Below are 23,203 nucleotides of genomic sequence, written 5' to 3'. Positions count from 1 at the left end.
ATTATAAAAAATCAATGTCATGCTTTCCTTTGATTGTTCGAACAAAAAAGAAAAGCATGTGACATTCATGTCACATGCCGATTATATTCACGAAATCATTTCTTTTTGGAAAGAGCAAAGCAAAGGTTGTACCTTCACCGATTATGGAGTAAACATTTATCGATATTAATAATGGTTTTGCCGCTTTTTTTGATAAATATAAGCCCATACCTGTAGACGCATTGTCATCATGTTTCGTTGTGGATGTAAAGCCTTTTTCAAAAATTCGCGGTAAATCCTTAGAATCAATGCCCCTGCCAAAGTCTTGAATTTCTAAAATCGTTTGATCATCATGCTTATAGCTTCGAATGATGATATCGCCTGAATCACTATATTTTACCGCATTAGATAATAGCTGTCTTATAATAAAAGCCAGCCATTTTGCATCACTAAGTACCTCGGTTACCTCAAGCTGTATATCAAAGCCAACCCCTTTTTGAATACACCATGTTTGTAACGTTTTAAGCTCTTTTGTGATGATGGCTTTAATAGGAAGCATCTCTAAATATAAGTCATTTTCAATAAAGGTAATCCGTTTTTGATGGAGGTGCTGATCTAATAGCAGGTGGATACGCAGCCATTCATAGGTTAGTTGTGATTTTAATGCATAGTCATCTAATCTTTCTATCATTAAATGCATCGCTGTCAAAGGTGTCTTTACCTCATGAATCCAAGATAAAAGTTCATCTTTTTCATGCTCAACAATCATTCGATTTTGTGAAACAATAAGTTTCAATTGTTTTGTTTGGTCAGTGATCCGTTTTTCAATTATCTTTTCAAAGGGACTATCCGATTCATTTAAGCTTGTTAAATCTAGATGATCTTCCCATTCTTCTAATCTTTTATAAAACTTAGTTTCTTTGTTGTAACGGATAAACAAAAAAAGACTAAACACGATCATGCATATGAAAATCAAATAGACTACAGACTGGAATGGGATCGTTGTATCTATATAAGCGATAAAGAGGATAATCAACTGCTGGAATAAAAAGAAAAGAATCCAGCTTCGCCTTTCCATTAAGAATGTTTTAACCATTTGCATCTTCCTCTTCAATTGCAATATAACCCTGTCCAATTTTTGTTTCAATATAACGCCCCAACCCGAGTTCTTCTAGTTTTTTCCGCAATCGATTAACATTGACGGTTAAGGTATTATCACTTACAAACCGTTCGTCATCCCATAAGCTTCTTATTAATTCTTCACGGCTTACGATCTTATTTTTATGTTCGATTAGTATTTTTAATATGAAAACTTCATTTTTTGTTAATTCGATTGAGCCTGCGTCATTAGTTACCACATTTTTTTCATAATCAACCGTTGCCCCGCTCCATGTTTTGAGGGATATAGGTTCAGTGTTGTAATTGTATACTCGCCGAAGAATAGCTTGTATTTTTGCAATGAGTACATCAAAATGGAATGGCTTTTGGATAAAATCATCAGCTCCAAGCTGCATAGACATCACCATATCAGTCGGATGATCACGCGAGGATAAGAAAATAATTGGAACGTTTGAGTGTGTTCGAATCATTCGGCACCAATGAAATCCATCAAATTTCGGCAATTGAATATCTATAATGACTAGATCTGGCTTTATGGCAGTAAACTCTTGAATTACTTTACTAAAATCGTTAATTCCATAAACATCATAAGACCACCCAGTCAATCGATCCTTAATTTCTTGAAATAGTGTTTCATCATCTTCAATTAGCAATAGTTTAAACAATCGATTCACCACACTTTACTTGTATGTCTTATTTAAAGAGTATAGCAAAAAGATTCTATGTTCTATAGGTAATTTTGTAAATATAAGGAAGGTTAGTGACTCTTTATGAAAACCATATACTAAAATTTACCTATTTAAAGCTGTGTTGACAGATTGCATATGTTATTGTAGGATAATAGACATATAATTTAATAGTAACCTCACTTTTTACAGTGAGGTAGAGGCGCGGTATTTAACAGTCTGTAGTGGAGTTTAGAGAAAACGATGATGCTATGGAGAAGGAAATGTCGCCGAAGCGGGTAATATTCTCAGTATTACTAGCTGGGTCTGTAGTTAAGAGCTGCAGGACTGTCTCAATAAACATCCCGGTTTATTGAGTTGTGCTATCTCATTTGGGGAAAGAAGAGGACTTTAAGGTGACTATACATACGGCCTGAGTTTATCTCAGGCCGTTTTTTATTTAGTTAAAACCAGAAAACAGGGGGAGAAGATAATGATGAGAAGAAAATTACCATTTTTTATCGTCACATTACTTTCAGCTATTATCCTATTAGCAGGATGTGGCACAAGCAGCAGTCCAGAATCTTCATCTAAAGACGATAATACATTCAAGGTTGGTCTTGAGGCTGGATATGCACCATTTAACTGGACGCAAACAGGTGATGAAAATGGTGCTGTTAAAATTGATGGCAATGCAGAATATGCTGGCGGTTATGATGTTGAGATCGCTAAAAAAATTGCTGATGGTTTAGGAAAAGAATTAGTGATTGTAAAAACAGAATGGGACGGACTTGTTCCGGCTTTAACTTCAGGTAAAATCGATGCGATTATCGCAGGCATGTCGCCGACAGCTGAACGAAAAGAAACAATCGATTTCTCAGACAACTATTATAAATCAGATTTAGTTATGGTCGTTAAAAAAGGCAGCAAGTATGATGGTGCTACTTCAATCCAAGATTTCAAAGGAGCTAAAGTAACAGCTCAATTAAATACATTCCATTATTCAGTCATTGATCAAATTGAAGGTGTCGCGAAAGAGCCAGCTATGGATAACTTCCCAGCAATGAGGGTGGCTCTTGAATCAGGAGTCATTGATGGTTACGTTTCAGAGCGACCTGAAGCTGTTAGTGCATCAGCTGCTAACGAAAATTTTGCAATGGTTGAATTTACTAAAGGATTTGAAACATCTGATGATGATACAGCAATTGCTGTAGGTGTTGCAAAGGACAGTGAATTGACAGAAAAAATCAATGAAATTTTAGCAGGTATTTCAGAGGAAGAACGTACTAGTATCATGGATGCGGCGATTAAAAATCAACCAGCAGCAGAATAAGGATCAAGTTAAAACCGGCTGTAACTTCTTACAGTCGGTTTTATGATGAAGTAAAGGAGGAGAACCATGACATTTGAGTGGATCATAAAAATTATTACAGAAAACTGGCCGATGTTCCTGCGTGGAGCAGGAGTAACACTTTTAATTGCATTAATAGGTACTATTTTTGGAGCGGTCATCGGATTGCTGGCGGGAGTTATTCGTACGATTCCAATGCCTGAAAAAGGTGCAAAAAAGATTTTATTAAAAGTGATTAATGTCATTCTTTCGATTTATATTGAATTTTTCCGCGGAACACCGATGATTGTGCAAGCGATGGTTATTTTTTATGGCTCAGCTTTAGCGTATGGGATCGATATGGATCCGTTAGCTGCAGCAATCTTTATCGTGTCGATTAATACAGGAGCTTATATGGCTGAGATTGTTCGCGGTGGTGTTGTATCGATTGATAAAGGCCAATTTGAAGCAGCACATGCGTTAGGAATGAATCATCTACAAACAATGATGAATGTCGTATTGCCGCAAGTGGTTCGTAATATTCTTCCGGCAACAGGTAATCAGTTTGTCATTAATATTAAAGATACCTCTGTTCTTAACGTTATTTCGGTAACCGAATTATATTTCCAAACAAAATCAATTGCAGGTAATAACTTTAGATATTTCGAATCATTCTTTGTAGCATGTGTGATTTATTTTATTATGACGTTTGCAGTTACAAGAATATTACGTTATATCGAAAAGAAATTAGATGGTCCTGATAACTACACAATGAATGTACATGATGCTGAAAAATAACAGAAGAAGGAGGAGAGACTATGGAAAAAGTAATTGAAGTACAACATTTAAGTAAATCCTATGGAACTCATGAAGTTTTAAAAGATATTGATTTCACGGTAAATAAAGGAGAAGTAGTCACTATCATCGGTTCCTCTGGATCTGGTAAATCGACTCTTCTTCGTTGTATTAATTTGCTAGAAAAACCAAGCGGCGGTCAAATTATCTATAATGGTGAAAATATTTTAGACGATAAGCATGATATCAACTCATATCGTCAGCATTTAGGGATGGTCTTTCAGCAATTTAACTTATTTAACAATCATAATGTCCTTGGAAATTGTGTTGTAGGTCAAGTAAAAGTGTTGAAGCGTTCTAAGGAAGAGGCCGAGAAAGTGGCAATGAAATATTTGAAAGTCGTTGGGATGGATAAATACATGAACGCCAAACCAAGACAATTATCAGGCGGTCAAAAACAACGTGTAGCAATAGCCCGTGCCCTTTCAATGGAACCTGATGTGATGTTATTTGATGAACCAACTTCAGCACTTGACCCAGAGATGGTTGGCGAAGTTCTTAAAGTTATGAAGGAGCTTGCTAAAACAGGGCTAACGATGTTGATCGTCACACATGAAATGGAATTTGCGAAGGAAGTATCTGATCGTGTTGTCTTTATGGATAAGGGAGTTATTGCGGAAGAAGGAAGTCCTGAGCAAATTTTCAATCATCCTACACAGGAACGTACGAGGGAATTTTTAAAACGAACATTAAAATAATTGTAAAAAGCTTCAGATCATCATTGATCTGGAGCTTTTTTATGTTAAGAATTTGCTCTTTGTGTTCCATTACAAGCCCATTTCTACCTCTAGTAGAAAGAATATTTTTGATGAACCGGAAAATACTAGGGGAAAAAGGAACATAGAAAATGCAGAACACAATAAGATTTATCTCGGTCATGTATGTGATTTTACTTTCTGTCGGTCTATTTGCACATGTCGAAATCATTCCTGGAATATTATCTCTTGTTAAAAGAGATGCGTGGATAAGTATATTATTAAATATACTTATCCTTCCTTTATGGATATTAGTGCTTTATAAGATTATAAAAATGATAAACAGACGGTCGATCATTCACCTTATAAGAAATCAAGGAAACTCTTTGTTTTATTACATACTGCTTTTTCCCATAGTTTTGTATATGCTGATTAATGCCTTTATTACAGCAAAAGATATTATATATTGGTCACAATTAAGCTATATGCAAGGCTTTAACAGTTTCATCTTAGCAATCACCCTGCTTATTTTCTGTTTAATCTGTACGGAAGCGGGATTGTTTTCAATTGGAATTTTAAGCAGTCTTCTTTGTCCATTCGTGATATTTTTAGGATTTTTTATTTCTTTTGCCAATATGAAGAAAAAAAATTATGAACTGCTTTTTCCGCTGTTTTCAGATGGTTTCTTACCAATAGCACAGGGGCTTATCTATACGGCATTACCGATCTTGGAGTTATTTATCATAATTTTTTTGACGCCTGTTTTAAAAAAGGCTGTGACACGAAAGCAATTATACATTGTTGGAATCATTATTATAGGCTTAATGATCGGACCAACAATCGGGGCAATTGTAGAATTTGGTCCTCAACAGGCAGCTACCTATCGCTATCCTGCTTATGAACAATGGCGTTTAATGTCTATTGGCAGATATTTTTCCCATACTGATTTTCTTGCCATTTTTCAATGGCTTTCAGGTGGTGCAATTAGAATCAGCTTGTTTGTTTACATTTCAAGCCGGATTTTAGCAAAAGGAAAACACAGAAAAAAAATAATCAGAATCATTTATATCATTTTGTTTGTTAGCTGTATCATTCCTGTTGATCAAAGCCTTATGACAATCGTGATCTTTGGTTATTTTAGACCGATATCATTTCTGTTAATAATCCTGCAAATAACGATGATAGCTATATACTTATCGAAACATAAACAAAAATGGAATAAAGAGGTGAGTGGTTCGTGAATGAGCAGATTTTTTCCGTTGACATGCTTCAGCAGCTTTTCAACCAATCAACGGATATTAAAGTAAAAACAGAAAATATAAATGATGAAAGATTCTTATTTGTGTATTGCGATTCTTTAACGGATGCTAGTCTGATCCAAGCATTATCCATTCCAGGAACCGATATGAGAACGAACTCACTTTATAATTCCATTCAAATGGAAACTCATCTGAAAGAATCAATGACTTCAGAAAAAATTGAAGAGGCTGTTTTATCTGGGAAGCTAATGGTAGTTCCTTTCGGAGAGCATCTTTATTTTTATAATATTAGTAAATTCCCATCGAGACAGCCGGATGAGTCTGTTGCAGAAGTTTCGATTCGTGGCCCGAAGGATGGATTTGTCGAAGATATTACAACTAATATTGGGTTAATCAGGAGGAGATTACGTACCTCATCATTAGTTATTGAAGATTATACAATTGGGAAAAGAACAAATACTAAAGTATCCCTTCTTTATATTAAAGATATACTTAACGAGAATATCTTAAAAGATATTCAGGGCAGACTTAATCGTTTAGATGTAGATATTTTAACAAGCTCTTCTATGTTAATGGAGTACTTGATCGATAACAAATTTTCGCTTATTCCCTTAATAGACTATTCAGGTAGAGCAGATTTCGTCACACAGTCTATCAACCAGGGGAGATTTGCCATTGTCGTTGATGGAGCACCAACTGTTTTAATTGCACCAGTAGATCTTTCATTATTGTTTAAAACTCCTGAGGATGATAATACAAGCTTTTATTTTGCCTCCTTAGAAAGATCGCTGCGTTTTTTAGGGTTATTTACGACAACATTTCTGCCGGGTTTTTATACAGCTTTAATCACACATAATGTAGGACAGTTACCACTTCCATTTATAGCGACCATTAGTGTTTCCAGATCAGGCCTGCCATTTTCACCATTAATAGAAGGTCTTATTATGCTCGTCATGTTTGAGTTGTTTAAAGAAGGGGGTGCCCGCTTGCCTAAAGGGATTGGTCAAACTGTTGCCGTTCTTGGAGGGTTGATCATAGGTGATGCTGCTATAAGAGGAGGCATTACCTCTCCAACAATGCTTGTCGTGATTGGGATAACAGCCATTTCCAGCTTTACGCTTGTTAACCAATCCTTATCAGGCAACCTTTTCTACGTAAGAGTGTTTGTTCTTTTATTCAGTTATTTCTTAGGGATATATGGATTTTTCTTAAGTCTTCTGTTCGTTTTCCTCTATATATCAAAATTAAAGTCTTTTGGAATTCCTTTATTAGCTGAAATAACTTCCCAAGATGGAAAGGATATTTTGTTTAGTTTCTTCCGTTTCCCTTTTTTATTCTCGAAAAAAAGAAATGCATCTTTGTTCATAAAAGATGGTACGAGATCGGGTGAATAAATGAGAAAGCTAGTTTTCATGACATTTATTAGTATATTCCTTTGTGGTTGTACGAATATTGAAGAAATTCAATATGAAGCTTATGCTGTCGGGCTTGGAATTGACTATAAAGATAATGAATATCACGTCACCTTACAATTCTTAGATTTTTCAAATGTTGCGAAAACAGAACAGGGGAAAAGTGACCAGCCTGGCCAGGTATGGTTAGGAGAGGGAAAAGGAGAAACTGTTGAAGATGCTTTTACAAAGATTTATCAAGGAATACAAATTCCAGTTAACTATGACCAAATCAGTGTATTTGTTTTTGGGAAGTCATTATTAGAAAATAAATTAGATAAAACCTTACAAGGTTTAGATACAAATTTCAACATCCGATTAACAGGTTTAGCTTATGGTACGGAAAAACCAATAAACGAAATTTTTACAACAAAAGTTCCTTTTAATTACCCTTTCACAGTATCTCGAATGAGTCAGCCTGAATATATGCAGGAACAATATTCTTCCATTCCTCCTGTTTCATTACAAGAGCTTATTTATCAATTTAATGAACATACAAAGACGATATTATTACCAAATATTTCGATTAACGAAGAGATCATGAAGAAAGATATGGAAAACATTCCCGTCACCACTTTTAATGGTGCATTTATGATCAAAGATGAAGAAATGAAGGGTCTCTTAACGAATAATGACCTTACCGGTTTTATTCACGTAAATAACGAATCAGATCGAACGACTTTAGTTCTAAATGATAGGAAAGAAGAACATGTTCAAATAGAACTATTAAAACCAAAGCTTAAAAGAATCATGAAAAAAAACGAAAATGATATAGTAATCGGTCTACATATAAAAGTGTCAGCGATTATTAGAGAATCAAGCGAAAATATTCTCTCCAAAAAAATGAAGAAACAGCTTGAAAAAGAGATCAAAAATAAAGCATATGAGGCATATATGAAAAGTAAAGAGATGGGAGGGGACATTTTTCAATTTGAGGACTATATATATCGCTATATGCATAATGATTGGAAAAAACTTCATGAAAATCAGGAGTTTCCAACTCTAGAAAAAGAAGATATTCACGTAAGTGTGAGACCATTAAAAAGTATTAATAAAATCAATTCTGGGATTAATCCCCTTATTAAATAAGGAGCTGGTTCGCATGCCGATGGAATTTTCTGCATGTAAAGGCACCTCTGTTAAGAATGATCAATTAAGAATAATTAAATGATCATTCTTCTTAACTATATCGATTGGACTCTCAGCCAGGTATCCCAATAATCACCCTCTTTACCATCTGCCTCTCCCATTTGCTCAATATGCTTTCTTATGATAAAGCAGATACGAAAGGTTTGATGGATTGAACCATCTTCTTCTACTTCATTATACGTGCCTAATGTATGATAATAGATCATTCTCATTACTATAAACTCCATTTTTCCACGTGGAACAATTTCATGTAATTTCTGAGTGGTAGTTTTTTGGGGATACCATCTTGGTTTATTCAAAATCGGTTTTGATTTTTCTATTATTAATAGAATAGTTTTGTCTGAAGTAAATCAATAGCACGGTTAATCTCCTCTAATTCTCCTTTAGAAGCATTTTGAATTCGACTTAAAAAACGAGACTCTATCCTGTTAAATGCATCATTCATCATGATTTCTCCATGAGTTGAGAGTTGTATATACTGTTTTCGGCGATCTTCGGTATCTCCGATTTTTTCAATTAACTTATTTTCAACTAATTTTTTTAGCTCACGACTTGTATTAGGCATAGACATATGCTGGCAATCGCTAATTTGGCTGGGCGTTACAGGCTGATTAACAGTGATATATTCAAGAATGCTATATTGAACGGGTGTAACCTCCTCAATTTTTACATGTTTTGTTATTTCATGTTTTACACGATGAACAGAAGCTATAAATTCGATTAGATTATGAAATAATTCTTTTTTGTCCACGATCATCACCTCTAAAAGACAAGATAACAAAAAAGTTATCACAAAACAATTATCATTTGACAACTAAAATGATTAGTTTTACAATTTTATTATCAAATGATAAGTAAATGAGGTGAAGGGATGAAAATATTGGTTATTTTTACGCATCCTAATCATAAAAGCTTAAGTTATGCATTTTTACAGAAAGTCGTTAAAGGAGCTTCTGAAAACCCCAATATCAAAGAACTGCAAATAGTAGATTTATATGAAGAAAAATTTAATCCTCTCCTAATATTTAATGAGAATAAACGAAGAAGGAATATGCATCTTGATCCTGATCTGGAAAAGTACCGTAAACAAATTAGTTGGGCAGATAAGCTTGTTTTTGTTTATCCAATTTGGTGGGGAAGGCCTCCAGCAATGCTCTTAGGGTATATAGACCAATTATTTTCTTCAAACTTTGCTTATAAAGAGAATGGCGGACTTTTATCGGAAGGCCTTTTAAAGAATAAGTCTGTTGTTTGTATTTCCACTATGAAAGGTCCTACAAAATATCCGCTTTTTTACTTAAACAACGCTCATAAAATACTCATGAAAAAAGCGCTATTTAAGTATGTAGGTATCAAAAAAGTGAAATTTTTTGAATTTGGTTTCATGGAAAGTCCAAAGGGAAATCATGAAAAAAAGTTAAGTAAAATTTACCAATATTTCAAAAAGATTGATCTATAGTTACTCTATGAAACTACCAATTTAAAATAGAATTCTACCAAAATTCCCGTTTGCTTCTCCTAATTGGCGGGTAGGAAATAAATGTAATGTCTTTACATATAAAGTGCCTATGGGGAGGAGCGTTTCTATGAATAATAAAGGGAAAATGAATGAAAATAGCAAAAATGAGCAATTGGAACAGTTCCGAGTGAGGGATGAAGGGGAAAAATTGACGACAAATCAAGGGCTTAAGGTATCGGAAGATGAGTTTTCTTTAAAAGCAGGAGAACGTGGCCCGACGTTAATGGAGGATTTTCATTTTCGTGAAAAAATGACTCATTTTGACCATGAGCGAATTCCAGAGCGGATCGTCCATGCGCGCGGCTTTGCAGCACACGGTGAATTTGAAGTATATGAATCAATGAAAAAGTATACAAAAGCAAAGTTTTTACAAGATCCATCAGTAAAAACGCCTGTTTTTGTCCGATTTTCTACAGTAGCAGGATCACGCGGATCAGCTGAAACGGTGAGAGATGTACGCGGTTTCGCGACAAAGTTTTATACAGAGGAAGGGAATTATGATTTAGTTGGGAATAACATCCCTGTATTTTTTATTCAGGATGCAATCAAATTCCCCGATTTAATTCATGCTGTCAAACCAGAGCCTCATAATGAGATTCCACAAGCTGCTAGTGCACATGATACGTTCTGGGACTTTGTCGCAAACAATCAAGAATCAGCACATATGGTCATGTGGCATTTGTCTGATCGTGCCATTCCGCGAAGCTTTCGAATGATGGAAGGATTCGGTGTCCATACATTTCGCTTAGTCAACGAAGAAGGGAAAGCCCATTTTGTAAAGTTTCACTGGAAGCCTGTTTTAGGTGTTCATTCTCTCGTGTGGGATGAAGCACAAAAAATTGCTGGAAAGGATCCGGATTTTCACCGCCGCGATTTATGGGAATCAATTGAAGGAGGACTTTTCCCAGAATATGAATTGGGAGTACAGCTGATTGCTGAAGAGGATGAATTTTCATTTGATTTTGATGTGCTTGATCCGACCAAATTATGGCCTGAGGAGGATGTACCTGTAAAAATAATTGGCAAAATGACATTAAATCGTAACGTTGATAATGTGTTTGCAGAAACAGAGCAAGTAGCATTCCATCCGGGTCATGTGGTACCTGGAATTGATTTTACGAATGATCCATTGCTGCAAGGACGGTTATTTTCATATACAGATACACAATTGCTTCGTCTTGGCGGACCGAACTTTCATGAGCTGCCAATAAACCGACCTGTTTGTCCATTCCATAACAATCAGCGTGATGGCTTTGGACGTCAAACAATTAATGTTGGACAGGTAAGCTACCATAAGAATTCACTCGCATCTAATACACCAGCTCCTGTTAGTGAAGATGAAGGCGGATATGTACATTATCAGGAAAAAGTAGAAGGGCGTAAGGTCCAAAGTCGAAGCGAAAGCTTTAAAGATCATTTCTCTCAAGCTGCGATGTTTTGGAATAGTATGAGCGAACCTGAGAAAGAACATATCATTGACGCGTTTAGTTTTGAGCTTGGAAAAGTAAAAAGCAAATCTGTACAGCAGCAAGTAGTTGATATGTTTGCAAATGTTAGTGTAGAGTTAGCGACCGCATTTGCATTAGCAATTGGTGCTATGCCGCCTCAAAAGGGAGGATCACAGGTAACGAAATCTTCTCCGGCGCTAAGCCAGTTAAATACAAAGAAATTACCGAATACTCGTAAAGTTGGAGTCATTATCGGTACCGATTTTAAAGGGGAAGACGTGTTGAATGTTTGCAATGCTTTAATAGCTGAAGGCATTCAAGTTGAAGTTATTAGTGATAAGCTTGGAAATCAAAAAGCTTTTGATGGTACAGAACTAAAAGTTGATCATACATTCTTAACGTGCGATTCGGTGCTTTTTGATGCGATTTATGCTGCAGGTGGAAAAGGTGTAAGTCAAAAATTTAAAGAAGAAGCTGCCTATTTTATTCAGGAAGCATTCTCACATTACAAAGCAATTGGAGCAACTTTTGAAGGTAAAAACTGGCTGCAGGAGGAAGTGATGGCAAACAGTCCTGGAGTTGTCATTGAAGATCAAGACATGAGTGTATTTGCTCAAAATTTTGGACAGGCTATTTCTGCTCATCGTCACTGGAATCGTCAGTTGGTTAAATAAAACGTTTATAAAACATTTAAGTAGAGGGGTCCATAAAGTAAGAGGATTTCTCTACTTTTTCATTTAAAGAAACGGGCAAAAATAAAATGCGATGATTCAGTATATCTACATTTAGTACTGGAAAAATTATGATAGATCTCATGTCTTGACCTTCGTTTATCAACATGTTACTATAAGGTCACACGTAACATGTGACTAAAAAGTAACATGTTATAATTACAGATATCTTTACGAAAGGATCGTTGGTATGGAAGACGAACTTTCTACATTATTTAAAGCATTAGGACACCCAATTCGCAGAAGGATTTTAGATATTCTTAAACAGTCAGCAAAGACGACAGGTGAACTAAATGAATATTTTCCTGAAGTGACAAGATATGCCATTATGAAGCATTTGACGATCTTGGAGGAAGGGAATTTAGTAGTGGTTAGACGTGAAGGAAAGTATAGGCGAAACTTTCTTAACGCGGTTCCACTCCAAGAAATGCATAACCGCTGGGTAGGAAAATACATGCAATCAACTGCCAACACACTGCTTAACTTGCAAGCAGTAGTTGAAAAAAAAGGAGATTTAATGATGACAACAACAGACCAAGAACAAAGCCGTGCTTTCCGTATTGAACAAGAAGTTTTAATCGCTGCTCCGCGCGAACAAGTATTTAAAGCATTAACCGAACAAGCTGGTGATTGGTGGGAATTTCGTTTAGCACCAAAAGGGGTATCCTCACACTTTTCGTTTGAACCCGTTCCAGGCGGACAATTTATTGAAAAATGGGGGGAACATGAAGGAGCGGTGTGGGGCAATGTTTACTATGTGAACGCCCCAGAAGAAATCCGCCTTCATGGACATTTAGGAATGCAGGGAGCAGTTAACAGCTCGTATGTGTATCGTCTTCTGGAGAAGGAAGGGGCAACGTTGCTTCAGCTTTCCCATACAGCATCAGGCGTTATTGAAGAGAACTGGGAACAAGAGCATTCTGAAGGATGGAAGCATCTACTCGGAACATTGCTTAAAAACTACGTAGAACAAGCGAAGTAATAAAAACAGATAACCTAAAGTGAGAGATTAAAATGAAAGAATTAACATGCAATTGCGGTTTTACTGTACAAAATGAAGATCCATCTGTTGTGGAAGCGAAAATGTGGCATCATACTATTAAAGATCACATCGACATGCTGAAGTCCATGACAGATTGCAATTCATTAGCTGGCTAAAGGAAACACATAAGAAAATTGCTTTCCAATCTTAATCTAGTTAGTAAATCAAGAAAGAAGCTGTCCTAATAGGACAGCTTCTGCTATTTTATGCGCAATAAAAAATCTGAGGATACCGAAAATTTCTAAAGGTTTTTAACGGTTTTCCATCCATTCAGGTTTACCGAATCCTTTAAATTCCTCATCGATAATTTTTTCAAACTCTTCTGACTCCACGATTGCTTTTATGTCTTTTGCAAATTGAGCATCTTTATTGTCTGTTTTTACAGCAACAACATTACGGTAATGATCAGCCATATTTTCAAGAGCGATTGCGTCAAGTAAATCCATGTTAGCAGCAATTGCGAAGTTACCAGGAACAGCTGCTAAATCAACACTGTCAACAGAACGAGGGAGCTGTCCAGCTTCGAGCGGCTTAAATTTCAAGTTTTTCTTGTTTTCAATGATATCTTTTTCAGATACTGTTGCAGGGTCTGCATTTTCATCAATTTTAATGAATCCTTCATCTTGCAATGTATTGAAAGCTCTTGCTCCATTTGTTGGATCATTCGGTAGTGAAACAGTTGCTCCATCTTTTACTTCATCAAGAGATTTATATGTGTTTGAGAAGATCCCCATTGGTGCTGTTGGAACAATAATTAAAGGTGTTAAATCCATCTTGTTTGATGTTGAGAAGTTTTCTAGATATGTCGAGTTTTGAAATAGATTTGCTTGAATATCGCCATTGTTCAACGATTTATTAGGCTGAATATAATCACTAAATTCGACTAACCCTACTTTATATCCTTTTTCTTCCAACCCAGGAATAATGGCTTTTGAAACCATATCACTGTAAGGACCAGCAGTAGCTCCGATTTTAATTTCTTTTGACTCTGTGCTCTCTTTGCTATCACTACTTTGTTTACTTTCGGTATTCCCGCATGCTGCAAGAGCTGTTAAGGCGAATAATAGAATAAATGAACTAACCCATTTCTTCATGTGAGTATTCCTTCTTTCTGATGTTTATTTTTTATTAACAGCTTTGGCGATTTTATCACCAATTAGCTGAATTAACTGAACTAATATAATTAAAATAACGACTGTTGCGATCATAATGGTATTATCATAGCGGTAATAACCAAAACGAATGGCCAAATCACCAATTCCGCCGCCGCCGACAACACCAGCCATTGCTGAAAATCCTACTAAACTAATAAGTGTTAATGTAATAGCAGAAATAATTCCAGATCTTGCTTCAAGTAAAAGAACATCTTTAATGATCATCCATGGTGTAGCACCTGCTGCGATTGCTGCTTCAACAACACCTTTATCAATTTCTCGTAATGCCGTTTCGACAATGCGGGCGAAAAATGGGATGGCTGCGACAGAAAGTGAGACACTTGCTGCTGTTGGTCCAATCGTTGTTTTGACGAGGAAATTAGTTAATGGTATTAATGCAACAAGTAAAATAATAAACGGAATTGATCGCACCATATTAACTAAGAAACCGATGATGGAATTGATCCAAGTATTTTGCAGGAATAGGCCCTTGTCTGTGACATATAAAAGGACACCAATCGGTAACCCAATAACAGTTGAGATGACTAAGGAAATTGCAATCATATAAATAGTTTGCAGAAATGCTAGATTTATATCTGGAATCAGTTCAATAAGATGATTCATATCAAATCCCATAACGTAACACCTCCACTAGGGCTGAACGATTTTCAATAAATTGTATGGCTTTGCTGATTTCTTCACTTGTTCCTTTTAATTCCATAAGAAAAATACCAAGCGGCGCCTCCTGTATATAGTCAATTGAACCGTGCAGGAAGTTGCCTTTTACGTTATATAGCTGGAGAGTATCGGAGATGATGCCTTCTCCAGCAATCTCTCCTTTGAATGTTACTTTAATAATTGTTCCTTCGCACTTTTTAAAAATCGCAGCAGGCAAATCATATGAAACAACACTTTCGATAAACTCCTTCGTGAGTTCTTCCTGTGGATTTGCGAAGATATCATATACTGGACCTTCTTCAATCACTCTACCATCTTGCATGATAGCCATGCGATTGCAAATTTCCTTTACAACATCCATTTCATGAGTTATCAAAACGATCGTAATGTTTAATTCTTTGTTAATTTTTTTTAATAGATTTAAAATTGATTTTGTTGTGGTCGGGTCTAAGGCTGAAGTGGCTTCATCACATAAAAGGACACTAGGATTATTGGCAAGTGCACGTGCAATGCCGACGCGCTGTTTTTGCCCTCCACTCAATTGTGAAGGAAATACATCACGTTTATCAGCAAGACCAACCATATCAAGTAAGGCTTCAACACGGTCATTCATGTCTTTGGAAGGTATTTTCGCTGCTTTTAAGGCAAATTCAATGTTCTCAAACACAGTTTTTTGGCTAATTAAATAAAAGTGTTGGAAAATCATGCCGATTTTTAACCGTGCTATCCGTAAATTTTTACTTTTTAATGAGGTGAGATCTGTGCCATTTACGGTGACATTTCCGGAAGTAGGCCGTTCCAAAAGATTGATACAGCGAAGCAGGGAGCTTTTTCCTGCACCGGAATAGCCGACGATTCCAAAAATATCGCCCTTTTGAATTGTCAGTGACACGTTATCCACACCAGTTACCTGACCATTTTTAGTTTTATATACTTTCGAAAGATTGCGAATTTTAATCATGTAATGACCTCCTTTTATGTTTTTCTACATCCAAATTTCACCTAAGGTTAGCAAATCTAGTCTATTTGGAAGGTATGCTTAAATAAAGCGAATTCTGTCCCCGTTCCTAGACACAAAAAAAATACTCCTTCATCTGAAAGGAGCATCGAAACAGAAACTGTATCTTGGCTTATCTTTCAGAATGAAACCATTCTGCAGGAATTGGCACCTTCCCAAATAGGGGGTTGCCGGACGTCATCGGGCCTAGTCCCTCAGTCTCTCTGGATAAGATTAAATTTGTAAATTAATAGTATCTAATATACTAATATAGTTAAGTTCTGTCAATCTATAAAATGATTTTATATCTATTGGACAATAACACCCAATTGGTTAATATCTAGAAAATAAAGGAAATGAAATGTTACCATCATGAACATGTCTCTAGTGTAGACTATTCTGATATAGGGTTTTTATAAAAATGTTTAATTTTGTGAAATAATAAGATTTGTACTAGTTTTTTTGAATTGATTAACAAAATGAGTAGGTAAGTTATGGTCTGTAATCATGTAATCAATCTTATCAAGGGAAGCAATGCCGATTGTAACATCTTTCCCAAATTTAGTACTATCTGCGGCTACGAAAATTTCTTTTGATAACTCGATCATTTTTTTTCTTGTAATGGCTTCCTCTAAATTATAATCAGAAATTCCCTTTTCAATCGTAATACCACTTGCGCAAATAAAGGCTTTTAATATATTCAATTCACTAAAATTAAATAAGTATTCGTAAGTAACGACAGACTTTTCGTTTTTTCTTACTTTCCCGCCAATGATGACTAGTTCCACATCACTATTTAGGAGTTCGTTTACAACAGGAATTGAATTTGTCACGACTGTTAAATTCTTTTTATTTTTAATATATTTGGCAATTTGATAGGTTGTTGACCCGCTATCAATATAAATACAATCGCCATCATTGATAAATTCACTGCATTTTTGTGCGATCATTTCTTTTTCCTTTAAGTGACTAATCATGCGTTCATCTATAGAGGATTCTCCGAATGTTGATTCTACTAGTTTAACCCCGCCATAGATTTTCTCGATTTTCCCTTGTTCTGTAAGAAGGTTTAAATCTCTGCGAAGCGTATCGACAGAAACCTCTAGTTCCTCTGTTAACTCTGTTATCTTAATGACTTTTTTAATCATTAGCAGCTCAAGGATCTTCTTTTGTCTTTCAAGTGGAAACATATAATCACCCATTCAAAGTTATCGTTTTTTGCCTTCATTAATTAATTTAAGTGTACTGATAACTCATAATATATTCAAGATTTTTAAAGTAGTTACAGGTAACATGTTGATAAATTTGAGTTAATATAGTCAAAATTTATGTATAAGTTATTGATAATATATGCAAAATTTACACTTCATTTACATAAATCTTTATTTTTATTTACATTTCCCTTTTATACTAAGGGTGTGTTCAAGGAGGTGAGCCGTTTGCTGAAATTACAGAATATAAGCAAACAATTCGATAGCAAAGTTGTTTTAAATGATATCAGTTTAGAAATTAACACGGGAGAAATCGTTTCACTCCTTGGTCAAAGTGGGAGTGGAAAAACAACCCTATTAAATATAATCTTGGGATTAACAACGATGAATACTGGAAAAATCATTTTTAATGATATCGATATGAGTCAAGTAGAAATGAAGAATAGAGGATTTAATATTGTTTTTCAGGATTATGCGCTTTTTCCAAATTTAAATGCCTACCAAAATATTGTTTATGGTTTAAAAAATAAGAAGGGTTTAGTTACAGAGGAAGAGCTTAATGAGTATATTGAATTTTTGGAGTTAAAACCTCATTTAACAAAGAAAATAGGAGAATTATCCGGCGGCCAGAAACAAAGGGTTGCACTTGCAAGAACATTGGTCATGAAACCGAAAATATTATTATTGGACGAGCCCTTAAGTGCATTGGACGGCGTTATTAAGGAATCGATTAAAGAGCGGATTAAACTAATTGCCAGAGAATATAAGCTTACAACCATTATTGTCACACATGATCCTGAAGAAGCATTAACGTTGTCAGATAAAATATTAATCATTAATCAAGGAGAAATTTCGCAATTTGGAACACCTCAAGAAATTATTAATAAACCAAGTAATGACTTTGTGAAAGAATTTATTCTTAAACAATTACATATTAAGAAACAAAATATTTATAACTTATTTGGTGAAGAAAATGACTAAAGTTAAGCCGGGAATGCGTGTCATTTTTATCCCAATCGTAGTGTTGTTCGCCATCTTTCTCTTATTACCGCTTGTTTCTTTGTTTATTCGTTCGTTCGAAACAAGTGATGGTTACAGTTTCTCAAATTATCTATCAACCCTTTCTAATCGAGAACTGTTAGAGTCAATTGTTAATAGTATTAAAATTTCTAGCATTACCGCTATTATTACGACAATTTTAGCCTTTATTCTTGCTTATTCTATTAATTGCTCGAGAATGTATCGGCCATTAAAAAGTGCAATAAAAATAGGTATTATGATCCCGATGCTGCTCCCGACAATCACGTATGGATTTGCAATTATGTATTCTTTTGGGAATCAAGGATTAATGACAAAGCTAGTTGGGCGAAATCTATTTGAGATCTATGGATTTAACGGATTATTAATAGGTTATGTGATTTATACATTACCTGCAGCGTTTTTACTAATTCATAATTCATTTAAATATATTGATAAAAAATATATTATCGTTTCAAAACTTATGGGTGATTCGACCTTTAGAAGTTTTATGAACACAATCGTTCGTCCATTATGGGGCACATTGGGCGGAGCCTTTGTCCTTGCCTTTATCTTAAGCTTTACTGATTTTGGTATTCCTGCCTCTGTTGGTGGGACATATTATGTTGTTGCAACACATCTCTATCAAGTGATGCTTGGTTCAATACCTGACTTTAATAACGGAGCTGTCATAGCAGTGTTAATGCTATTACCTGCAGTGTTTGGTGTTTTTCTTTTAAACTATCTTGAAAAGTTTAATTTCCATTATGACAAGTTTACAGATACCGAGTTAGTTCAGCATAAACTTAGAGATACGTTCTTAGGAATCATCTCATCTATTATTCTATTAGGAATGTTTTCAGTTTTTGCCGTTATGTTTATCGCACCATTTTTAACGAGTTTTCCATATGATCCATCCTTTACTTTAAAGCATTTTATTGAAGTTTTTCAATCAAGTGATTTAACAGCTGTTTATAAAAACTCGATAGTCGTTGCTATATTAACTGCTGTTATTGGTACGGTAGTCGCCTATTGCTCAGCAATTATAAATGTCCGTACACCTATTAAAGGAAAAGCAACCATCGATAGTATTTCAATGATAACAAATACTGTACCAGGTATGGTATTAGGCTTGTCGTATTTACTGCTTTTTAATGGGAGCAGTTTTAAGGGAACTTTCGCCATTATCGTGCTCTGTAATATCATTCACTTCTTTACTACACCATATTTAATGGCGAAAAACTCCTTATCAAAAATGAACCCAACATGGGAAACGACTGGAGAGTTATTAGGTGACAGCTGGTTCAAGACCATCTTTCGGGTTATTTTACCGAACTCAGCATCAACGGTAATTGAGATGTTTAGCTACTATTTTATCAATGCGATGGTTACGATTAGTGGAATTATCTTTTTAGTTTCAGCGCAAACCTCATTAGTAGCGAGCAAAATTAAAGAGCTGCAGCATTTTGCTAAATTTAATGAAATATTTGTTTTATCTTTACTCATCTTTTTTACAAATTTATTGATTAAGTTACTTTGTGATTATTTGCAAAGAAGAACAACGATGAATACATCATCCATAATGAAGGACAAGAAGCGAGGGAATTTTACGATGAAAAACATGAAGAGAATGTTGCTGACTCTGTTTGCAATAGGATTAACAGTAGTTGCATTGGTAGCGTGTAATACTCAAAAAGTAGATGAAGCAAAAAAGGTTGTAATTGGAACAAATGGTGATGAGGAAGCAATTACAGCAATGGAAACAGCCTTAAAAAATGCCGGATATGAAGGAAAGTATGTTCTTCAATCTTTAGGTACTTCTGAATTAGGCGGAAAGCTTATGGCTGAAGGAGAACAAATTGAGGCTGATTTAGTTACAATGAGTTCTTATTTTATCGATAGTGCTCAACAAAAACATGCTATGTTTAAAGACTTAACTTTTGAAACAAATGCATTTGAACAATATCCATCATACTATACACCAATTTTAGCAATTACAGGGTCTATCTTTGTCAACACAGAAGTAATCAAAGAAAAGGGTTTAGCCATGCCAACATCGCTAAAGGATTTAACAAAACCGGAATACAAAGACCTCGTGTCGATCCCAAATATACTAGATTCTTCGACAGGCTGGTTAATGATTCAAGCAATAATTAGTCAATATGGAGAAGAAGAAGGGAAAACGGTTCTTCATGATTTAATTGCAAATAGCGGCCCGCATTTAGAAAGTTCAGGTTCGGGTCCTATAAAGAAAGTACAAGCTGGGGAAGTAGCTGCAGGCTTTGGTCTCCGACATCAAGCTGTAGCAGCAAAAGAGTCAGGTCAACCAATTGATTTTATCGATCCTGTTGAAGGGAATTTTTCACTCACTGAGTCAATTGCCGTTGTAGATAAAGATGATGAAGCAACGACGAAGCTAGCAATGGAAATGGCAGAGGTCATCATAAACAATGCTAGAAAAGACTTATTAACATACTATCCGGTTGCTCTCTATAATGGTGAAACAGTTTCTTCTATTAACAAACCCGCACATTTCATGAAATTTGATCAGCCATTAACAGTGGAACTATTAGAAAAACATCAACAATTTTTCAACTCAGCAAAATAAAAGGAGGTTAGAAATATGTATAACTATAAACTATTAACGCCAGGTCCATTAACAACAACAAGTACAGTGAAAGAGGAAATGCTATTTGACCGTTGTACATGGGATCAGGACTATAAAAATATCACTCAAAAAATTAGGTCTCAGCTTCTTGAATTAGCCGGTACATCGGAAGAAGAGTATACGGTTGTGCTTATGCAAGGAAGCGGGACGTTCGCTGTTGAATCTGTCATGACAACTGCTATTTCAACAAATGATAAAGCTCTTATAATCACAAATGGTGCTTATGGTGAGCGTGTAGTCAAAATGGCTCAATATATCGGGTTAAATTTTAGAGAATATAGCGTCGCTTATAATGAATATCCAAATGATGCTGAATTAAGCAGTATCCTAAAAGAAGATCAAGAAATTACTCATATTGTTATGGTTCACTGTGAAACAACAACAGGCATTTTAAATCCAATCGACATGATAGCAAAGCTTTCAAAGGAATATGGAAAAACATTAATCATAGATGCAATGAGCAGTTTTGGCGGTATAGAAATTGATATCCCGGGACTGGAAATTGACTATTTAATAAGCAGTGCAAATAAATGCATTCAAGGTGTACCTGGGTTTGGGTTTGTCATTGCTAAACTAGATAAGCTAAAAGCATGTGAAGGAAATGCGCGTAGCTTATCACTAGATTTATTTGATCAATGGAAGGAAATGGACAAGGAAGGAAAATGGCGCTATACCTCACCAACACATGTAGTGGCTGCCTTTTCCAAGGCAATTGATGAATTAGTTGATGAAGGCGGGATATCAGCAAGGTTTGCTCGCTATCAAAGCAATAATCGTCTTTTAAGAGAAAGACTTGGGAAATTAGGGATACATCCGTATATTTCTGCAGAAAAACAATCGCCAATTATAACAACATTTCTTTTTCCAAATAATCATTTTAGCTTTGATGACTTTTATACATTCGTCAAAGAGCGGGGTTATGTCATTTATCCAGGTAAACTGACGGATGTTGATACTTTCCGAATCGGAAATATTGGTGAAATCTATGAACAAGATATACAACAATTATGTGCGATTATTGAAGAATATATAGGAGTGGTGACAAAATGAATAAAATTGAAGGTGTGATATTTGATTGGGCGGGAACAACAGTTGATTTTGGATGCTTTGCACCGGTAAATGTATTTATTGATATTTTTAAAAAAGCAGGGATTGACGTGACAATGGAAGAAGCAAGAGCTCCAATGGGATTGCTGAAAATTGATCATATTCGTGCAATGCTTTCCATGCCAAGGGTATCAGCATTATGGGAAGAAAAATTCGGAAGATCGTTTAATGAGCAAGATGTGGAGAATTTGTATGCAGAATTTGAACCTGCCCTTTTGGCATCATTAACAGAGTATACAGATCCAATTCCAGAGGTTATAGAGACTGTCGAAACCTTGAGGAAACAAGGGCTAAAGATTGGTTCGACAACTGGATACACAAATACGATGATGGATGTCGTCGTTCCTAATGCGTTGAAAAAAGGCTACAGCCCAGATTATTATATTACAGCTGATGATACAAATTCTTTCGGAAGACCTTATCCATACATGATTTACCGAAATATGGAAGCTCTAAGCTTATCAGCCTCATGTAAGGTAGTGAAAGTAGGGGATACTCCTTCAGATATAAAAGAGGGGGTAAACGCAGGAGTTTGGGCTGTTGGTGTCATCATTGGGAGCTCTGAAATGGGATTAAGTTTAGATGAATTTCATGCCCTATCAGAATCTGATCAAGAAAAAGCAATCTTACAAACAGAGAATTCATTTAGACAAAATGGGGCAGACTTTACGATCCGATCAATGAGTGAACTGCCAAAGCTCATAGAGAAAATCAATCAGCATATTTCAGTTGGTAAAAGGCCTAATGCTAGATAAGTAGAATCTAGTAACAATGAAAGAGTAAGTGATCCTGAGAAACGGAGGTAACAAAGGATAAAAAATTTGTCACAGCGAGACATAGCTTGCAATCCATTTGGAGAATTGGTTTAGCGGGTACAGAGCAAAAAAAGCTAGTCATGAAAAGTCTTGTTGATCGTTTTATCACTTGTCTTAATGAAAAAAACTATACCTTGATTCGGTTTGATATCATACAAGATCTTAGAAACTTATTTGATGAATTAAAGGAAGAGGAAATAAAGCAAGCAGCATTAGTTTTAATCGAAAAAGAGGAAGATCTGAAGTATAAAAAGAAATATGCATCAGTATGGAAAAAAAGTTGAAGAAGTAAAAAGGGATTTCATTCAAGAAAT

The 23,203-nt window shown here is 35.4% G+C and carries 22 protein-coding genes, 2 pseudogenes and 2 riboswitches; of the genes and pseudogenes, 16 read left to right on the top strand and 8 right to left on the bottom strand.

The genetic code is table 11. From position 1 onward, the window contains the following. Window positions 1-70: 70 nt before the first annotated feature. Window positions 71-1,075: a sensor histidine kinase gene (locus GMB29_RS26475; protein WP_136356223.1), complete on the bottom strand. Its 1,005-nt coding sequence runs from the start codon at window positions 1,073-1,075 to the stop codon at window positions 71-73. Beyond that, a complete protein-coding gene (locus tag GMB29_RS26470; protein WP_136356358.1) occupies window positions 1,068-1,763 on the bottom strand; it encodes a response regulator transcription factor in 696 nt (231 codons plus the stop codon). The genes GMB29_RS26475 and GMB29_RS26470 overlap by 8 nt, the downstream gene beginning before the upstream one ends. Before the next feature lie 210 nt (window positions 1,764-1,973). Beyond that, window positions 1,974-2,157, top strand: a riboswitch (Lysine riboswitch). Window positions 2,158-2,259: 102 nt separating this feature from the next. On the opposite strand from GMB29_RS26470, the gene GMB29_RS26465 reads away from it, so the two are divergent. From GMB29_RS26465 to GMB29_RS26440, 6 genes are all read left to right on the top strand, one after another. Beyond that, a complete protein-coding gene (locus GMB29_RS26465) occupies window positions 2,260-3,096 on the top strand; it encodes a transporter substrate-binding domain-containing protein (RefSeq protein ID WP_136356356.1) in 837 nt (278 codons plus the stop codon). 66 nt (window positions 3,097-3,162) lie between these two features. Continuing rightward, window positions 3,163-3,891 carry an amino acid ABC transporter permease gene (locus GMB29_RS26460; RefSeq protein ID WP_136356221.1) on the top strand — a complete coding sequence of 243 codons (729 nt, stop codon included), beginning with the start codon at window positions 3,163-3,165 and terminating at the stop codon, window positions 3,889-3,891. Between the two features lie 20 nt (window positions 3,892-3,911). Then, window positions 3,912-4,646: an amino acid ABC transporter ATP-binding protein gene (locus tag GMB29_RS26455; protein ID WP_136356219.1), complete on the top strand. Its 735-nt coding sequence runs from the start codon at window positions 3,912-3,914 to the stop codon at window positions 4,644-4,646. Between the two features lie 149 nt (window positions 4,647-4,795). Beyond that, window positions 4,796-5,884 carry a GerAB/ArcD/ProY family transporter gene (locus GMB29_RS26450; protein WP_136356217.1) on the top strand — a complete coding sequence of 363 codons (1,089 nt, stop codon included), beginning with the start codon at window positions 4,796-4,798 and terminating at the stop codon, window positions 5,882-5,884. Next, the gene (locus GMB29_RS26445; RefSeq protein ID WP_227551437.1) at window positions 5,881-7,296 is read left to right on the top strand and encodes a spore germination protein; all 1,416 of its coding nucleotides are present in this window, start codon (window positions 5,881-5,883) and stop codon (window positions 7,294-7,296) included. Before GMB29_RS26450 ends, GMB29_RS26445 begins: the two co-directional genes overlap by 4 nt. After that, window positions 7,297-8,442, top strand: coding sequence for a Ger(x)C family spore germination protein (locus GMB29_RS26440; RefSeq protein ID WP_136356215.1), 1,146 nt, complete (start codon window positions 7,297-7,299; stop codon window positions 8,440-8,442). A 95-nt stretch (window positions 8,443-8,537) separates the two neighbouring features. Here the strand turns inward: GMB29_RS26440 and GMB29_RS26435 are convergent, their stop codons facing one another. Both GMB29_RS26435 and GMB29_RS26430 read right to left on the bottom strand, forming a co-directional pair. Further along, window positions 8,538-8,714, bottom strand: coding sequence for a hypothetical protein (locus GMB29_RS26435; RefSeq protein WP_155443956.1), 177 nt, complete (start codon window positions 8,712-8,714; stop codon window positions 8,538-8,540). Window positions 8,715-8,824: 110 nt separating this feature from the next. Beyond that, complete coding sequence (locus GMB29_RS26430; RefSeq protein ID WP_136356213.1) at window positions 8,825-9,253, bottom strand: MarR family winged helix-turn-helix transcriptional regulator; 429 nt, start codon at window positions 9,251-9,253, stop codon at window positions 8,825-8,827. Between the two features lie 120 nt (window positions 9,254-9,373). Here GMB29_RS26430 and GMB29_RS26425 point away from each other — a divergent pair, with 120 nt between their 5' ends. The 4 genes from GMB29_RS26425 to GMB29_RS26410 all read left to right on the top strand — a co-directional run bounded on the left by GMB29_RS26425 (window position 9,374) and on the right by GMB29_RS26410 (window position 13,358). After that, window positions 9,374-9,961: an NAD(P)H-dependent oxidoreductase gene (locus GMB29_RS26425; RefSeq protein ID WP_136356211.1), complete on the top strand. Its 588-nt coding sequence runs from the start codon at window positions 9,374-9,376 to the stop codon at window positions 9,959-9,961. Between the two features lie 127 nt (window positions 9,962-10,088). After that, complete coding sequence (locus GMB29_RS26420; protein ID WP_136356209.1) at window positions 10,089-12,143, top strand: catalase; 2,055 nt, start codon at window positions 10,089-10,091, stop codon at window positions 12,141-12,143. A 247-nt stretch (window positions 12,144-12,390) separates the two neighbouring features. Then, window positions 12,391-13,182 (top strand): SRPBCC domain-containing protein, encoded by a 792-nt coding sequence (locus GMB29_RS26415; protein ID WP_136356207.1) that lies wholly within the window; start codon window positions 12,391-12,393, stop codon window positions 13,180-13,182. A 32-nt stretch (window positions 13,183-13,214) separates the two neighbouring features. Then, window positions 13,215-13,358: a hypothetical protein gene (locus GMB29_RS26410; RefSeq protein ID WP_155443955.1), complete on the top strand. Its 144-nt coding sequence runs from the start codon at window positions 13,215-13,217 to the stop codon at window positions 13,356-13,358. Between the two features lie 135 nt (window positions 13,359-13,493). Here the strand turns inward: GMB29_RS26410 and GMB29_RS26405 are convergent, their stop codons facing one another. From GMB29_RS26405 to GMB29_RS26390, 4 genes are all read right to left on the bottom strand, one after another. Next, on the bottom strand, window positions 13,494-14,336 hold the full coding sequence (locus tag GMB29_RS26405) for a MetQ/NlpA family ABC transporter substrate-binding protein (RefSeq protein ID WP_136356205.1): 843 nt from the start codon (window positions 14,334-14,336) through the stop codon (window positions 13,494-13,496). A gap of 24 nt (window positions 14,337-14,360) precedes the next feature. Continuing rightward, window positions 14,361-15,032, bottom strand: a complete 672-nt coding sequence (locus GMB29_RS26400; RefSeq protein ID WP_136356203.1) for a methionine ABC transporter permease — start codon at window positions 15,030-15,032, stop codon at window positions 14,361-14,363. Continuing rightward, window positions 15,022-16,035 carry a methionine ABC transporter ATP-binding protein gene (locus tag GMB29_RS26395; protein ID WP_136356201.1) on the bottom strand — a complete coding sequence of 338 codons (1,014 nt, stop codon included), beginning with the start codon at window positions 16,033-16,035 and terminating at the stop codon, window positions 15,022-15,024. Before GMB29_RS26395 ends, GMB29_RS26400 begins: the two co-directional genes overlap by 11 nt. A 166-nt stretch (window positions 16,036-16,201) precedes the next feature. After that, a riboswitch (SAM riboswitch) is annotated at window positions 16,202-16,306 on the bottom strand. A 190-nt stretch (window positions 16,307-16,496) separates the two neighbouring features. Next, the gene (locus GMB29_RS26390; RefSeq protein ID WP_136356199.1) at window positions 16,497-17,261 is read right to left on the bottom strand and encodes a DeoR/GlpR family DNA-binding transcription regulator; all 765 of its coding nucleotides are present in this window, start codon (window positions 17,259-17,261) and stop codon (window positions 16,497-16,499) included. A gap of 249 nt (window positions 17,262-17,510) precedes the next feature. On the opposite strand from GMB29_RS26390, the gene GMB29_RS26385 reads away from it, so the two are divergent. The 6 genes and pseudogenes from GMB29_RS26385 to GMB29_RS26365 all read left to right on the top strand — a co-directional run. Beyond that, window positions 17,511-18,263, top strand: coding sequence for an ABC transporter ATP-binding protein (locus GMB29_RS26385; protein WP_136356197.1), 753 nt, complete (start codon window positions 17,511-17,513; stop codon window positions 18,261-18,263). Continuing rightward, window positions 18,256-19,860, top strand: a pseudogene (locus GMB29_RS27565) (ABC transporter permease subunit); the annotation flags it as partial. The gene GMB29_RS26385 and the pseudogene GMB29_RS27565, both read left to right, overlap by 8 nt. Before the next feature lie 51 nt (window positions 19,861-19,911). Next, complete coding sequence (locus GMB29_RS27560; RefSeq protein ID WP_211091264.1) at window positions 19,912-20,907, top strand: extracellular solute-binding protein; 996 nt, start codon at window positions 19,912-19,914, stop codon at window positions 20,905-20,907. Window positions 20,908-20,922: 15 nt separating this feature from the next. Then, complete coding sequence (gene phnW, locus GMB29_RS26375; protein WP_136356193.1) at window positions 20,923-22,017, top strand: 2-aminoethylphosphonate--pyruvate transaminase; 1,095 nt, start codon at window positions 20,923-20,925, stop codon at window positions 22,015-22,017. Further along, a complete protein-coding gene (phnX, locus tag GMB29_RS26370) occupies window positions 22,014-22,829 on the top strand; it encodes a phosphonoacetaldehyde hydrolase (protein ID WP_136356191.1) in 816 nt (271 codons plus the stop codon). Before phnW ends, phnX begins: the two co-directional genes overlap by 4 nt. A gap of 44 nt (window positions 22,830-22,873) precedes the next feature. Continuing rightward, a pseudogene (locus GMB29_RS26365) lies at window positions 22,874-23,173 on the top strand (hypothetical protein); the annotation flags it as partial. Window positions 23,174-23,203: the final 30 nt, after the last annotated feature.

Origin of the sequence: Metabacillus sediminilitoris (genome assembly GCF_009720625.1) — a bacterium.
GTDB lineage: Bacteria > Bacillota > Bacilli > Bacillales > Bacillaceae > Metabacillus > Metabacillus sediminilitoris.
The sequence above is the reverse complement of the archived record's forward strand: the minus strand, read 5'-3'. Positions and strand labels throughout refer to the sequence as shown.

Bases quoted from the DNA above. Each gene is read 5' to 3' on its own strand.
- GMB29_RS26475 (WP_136356223.1), bottom strand. From the start codon at position 1,075: ATGGTTAAAACATTCTTAATGGAAAGGCGAAGCTGGATTCTTTTCTTT.
- GMB29_RS26465 (WP_136356356.1), top strand. From the start codon at position 2,260: ATGAGAAGAAAATTACCATTTTTTATCGTCACATTACTTTCAGCTATT.
- GMB29_RS26460 (WP_136356221.1), top strand. From the start codon at position 3,163: ATGACATTTGAGTGGATCATAAAAATTATTACAGAAAACTGGCCGATG.
- GMB29_RS26455 (WP_136356219.1), top strand. From the start codon at position 3,912: ATGGAAAAAGTAATTGAAGTACAACATTTAAGTAAATCCTATGGAACT.
- GMB29_RS26450 (WP_136356217.1), top strand. From the start codon at position 4,796: ATGCAGAACACAATAAGATTTATCTCGGTCATGTATGTGATTTTACTT.
- GMB29_RS26440 (WP_136356215.1), top strand. From the start codon at position 7,297: ATGAGAAAGCTAGTTTTCATGACATTTATTAGTATATTCCTTTGTGGT.
- GMB29_RS26435 (WP_155443956.1), bottom strand. From the start codon at position 8,714: ATGAGAATGATCTATTATCATACATTAGGCACGTATAATGAAGTAGAA.
- GMB29_RS26425 (WP_136356211.1), top strand. From the start codon at position 9,374: ATGAAAATATTGGTTATTTTTACGCATCCTAATCATAAAAGCTTAAGT.
- GMB29_RS26420 (WP_136356209.1), top strand. From the start codon at position 10,089: ATGAATAATAAAGGGAAAATGAATGAAAATAGCAAAAATGAGCAATTG.
- GMB29_RS26415 (WP_136356207.1), top strand. From the start codon at position 12,391: ATGGAAGACGAACTTTCTACATTATTTAAAGCATTAGGACACCCAATT.
- GMB29_RS26410 (WP_155443955.1), top strand. From the start codon at position 13,215: ATGAAAGAATTAACATGCAATTGCGGTTTTACTGTACAAAATGAAGAT.
- GMB29_RS26405 (WP_136356205.1), bottom strand. From the start codon at position 14,336: ATGAAGAAATGGGTTAGTTCATTTATTCTATTATTCGCCTTAACAGCT.
- GMB29_RS26400 (WP_136356203.1), bottom strand. From the start codon at position 15,032: ATGGGATTTGATATGAATCATCTTATTGAACTGATTCCAGATATAAAT.
- GMB29_RS26395 (WP_136356201.1), bottom strand. From the start codon at position 16,035: ATGATTAAAATTCGCAATCTTTCGAAAGTATATAAAACTAAAAATGGT.
- GMB29_RS26390 (WP_136356199.1), bottom strand. From the start codon at position 17,261: ATGTTTCCACTTGAAAGACAAAAGAAGATCCTTGAGCTGCTAATGATT.
- GMB29_RS27560 (WP_211091264.1), top strand. From the start codon at position 19,912: ATGAAAAACATGAAGAGAATGTTGCTGACTCTGTTTGCAATAGGATTA.
- phnW (WP_136356193.1), top strand. From the start codon at position 20,923: ATGTATAACTATAAACTATTAACGCCAGGTCCATTAACAACAACAAGT.
- phnX (WP_136356191.1), top strand. From the start codon at position 22,014: ATGAATAAAATTGAAGGTGTGATATTTGATTGGGCGGGAACAACAGTT.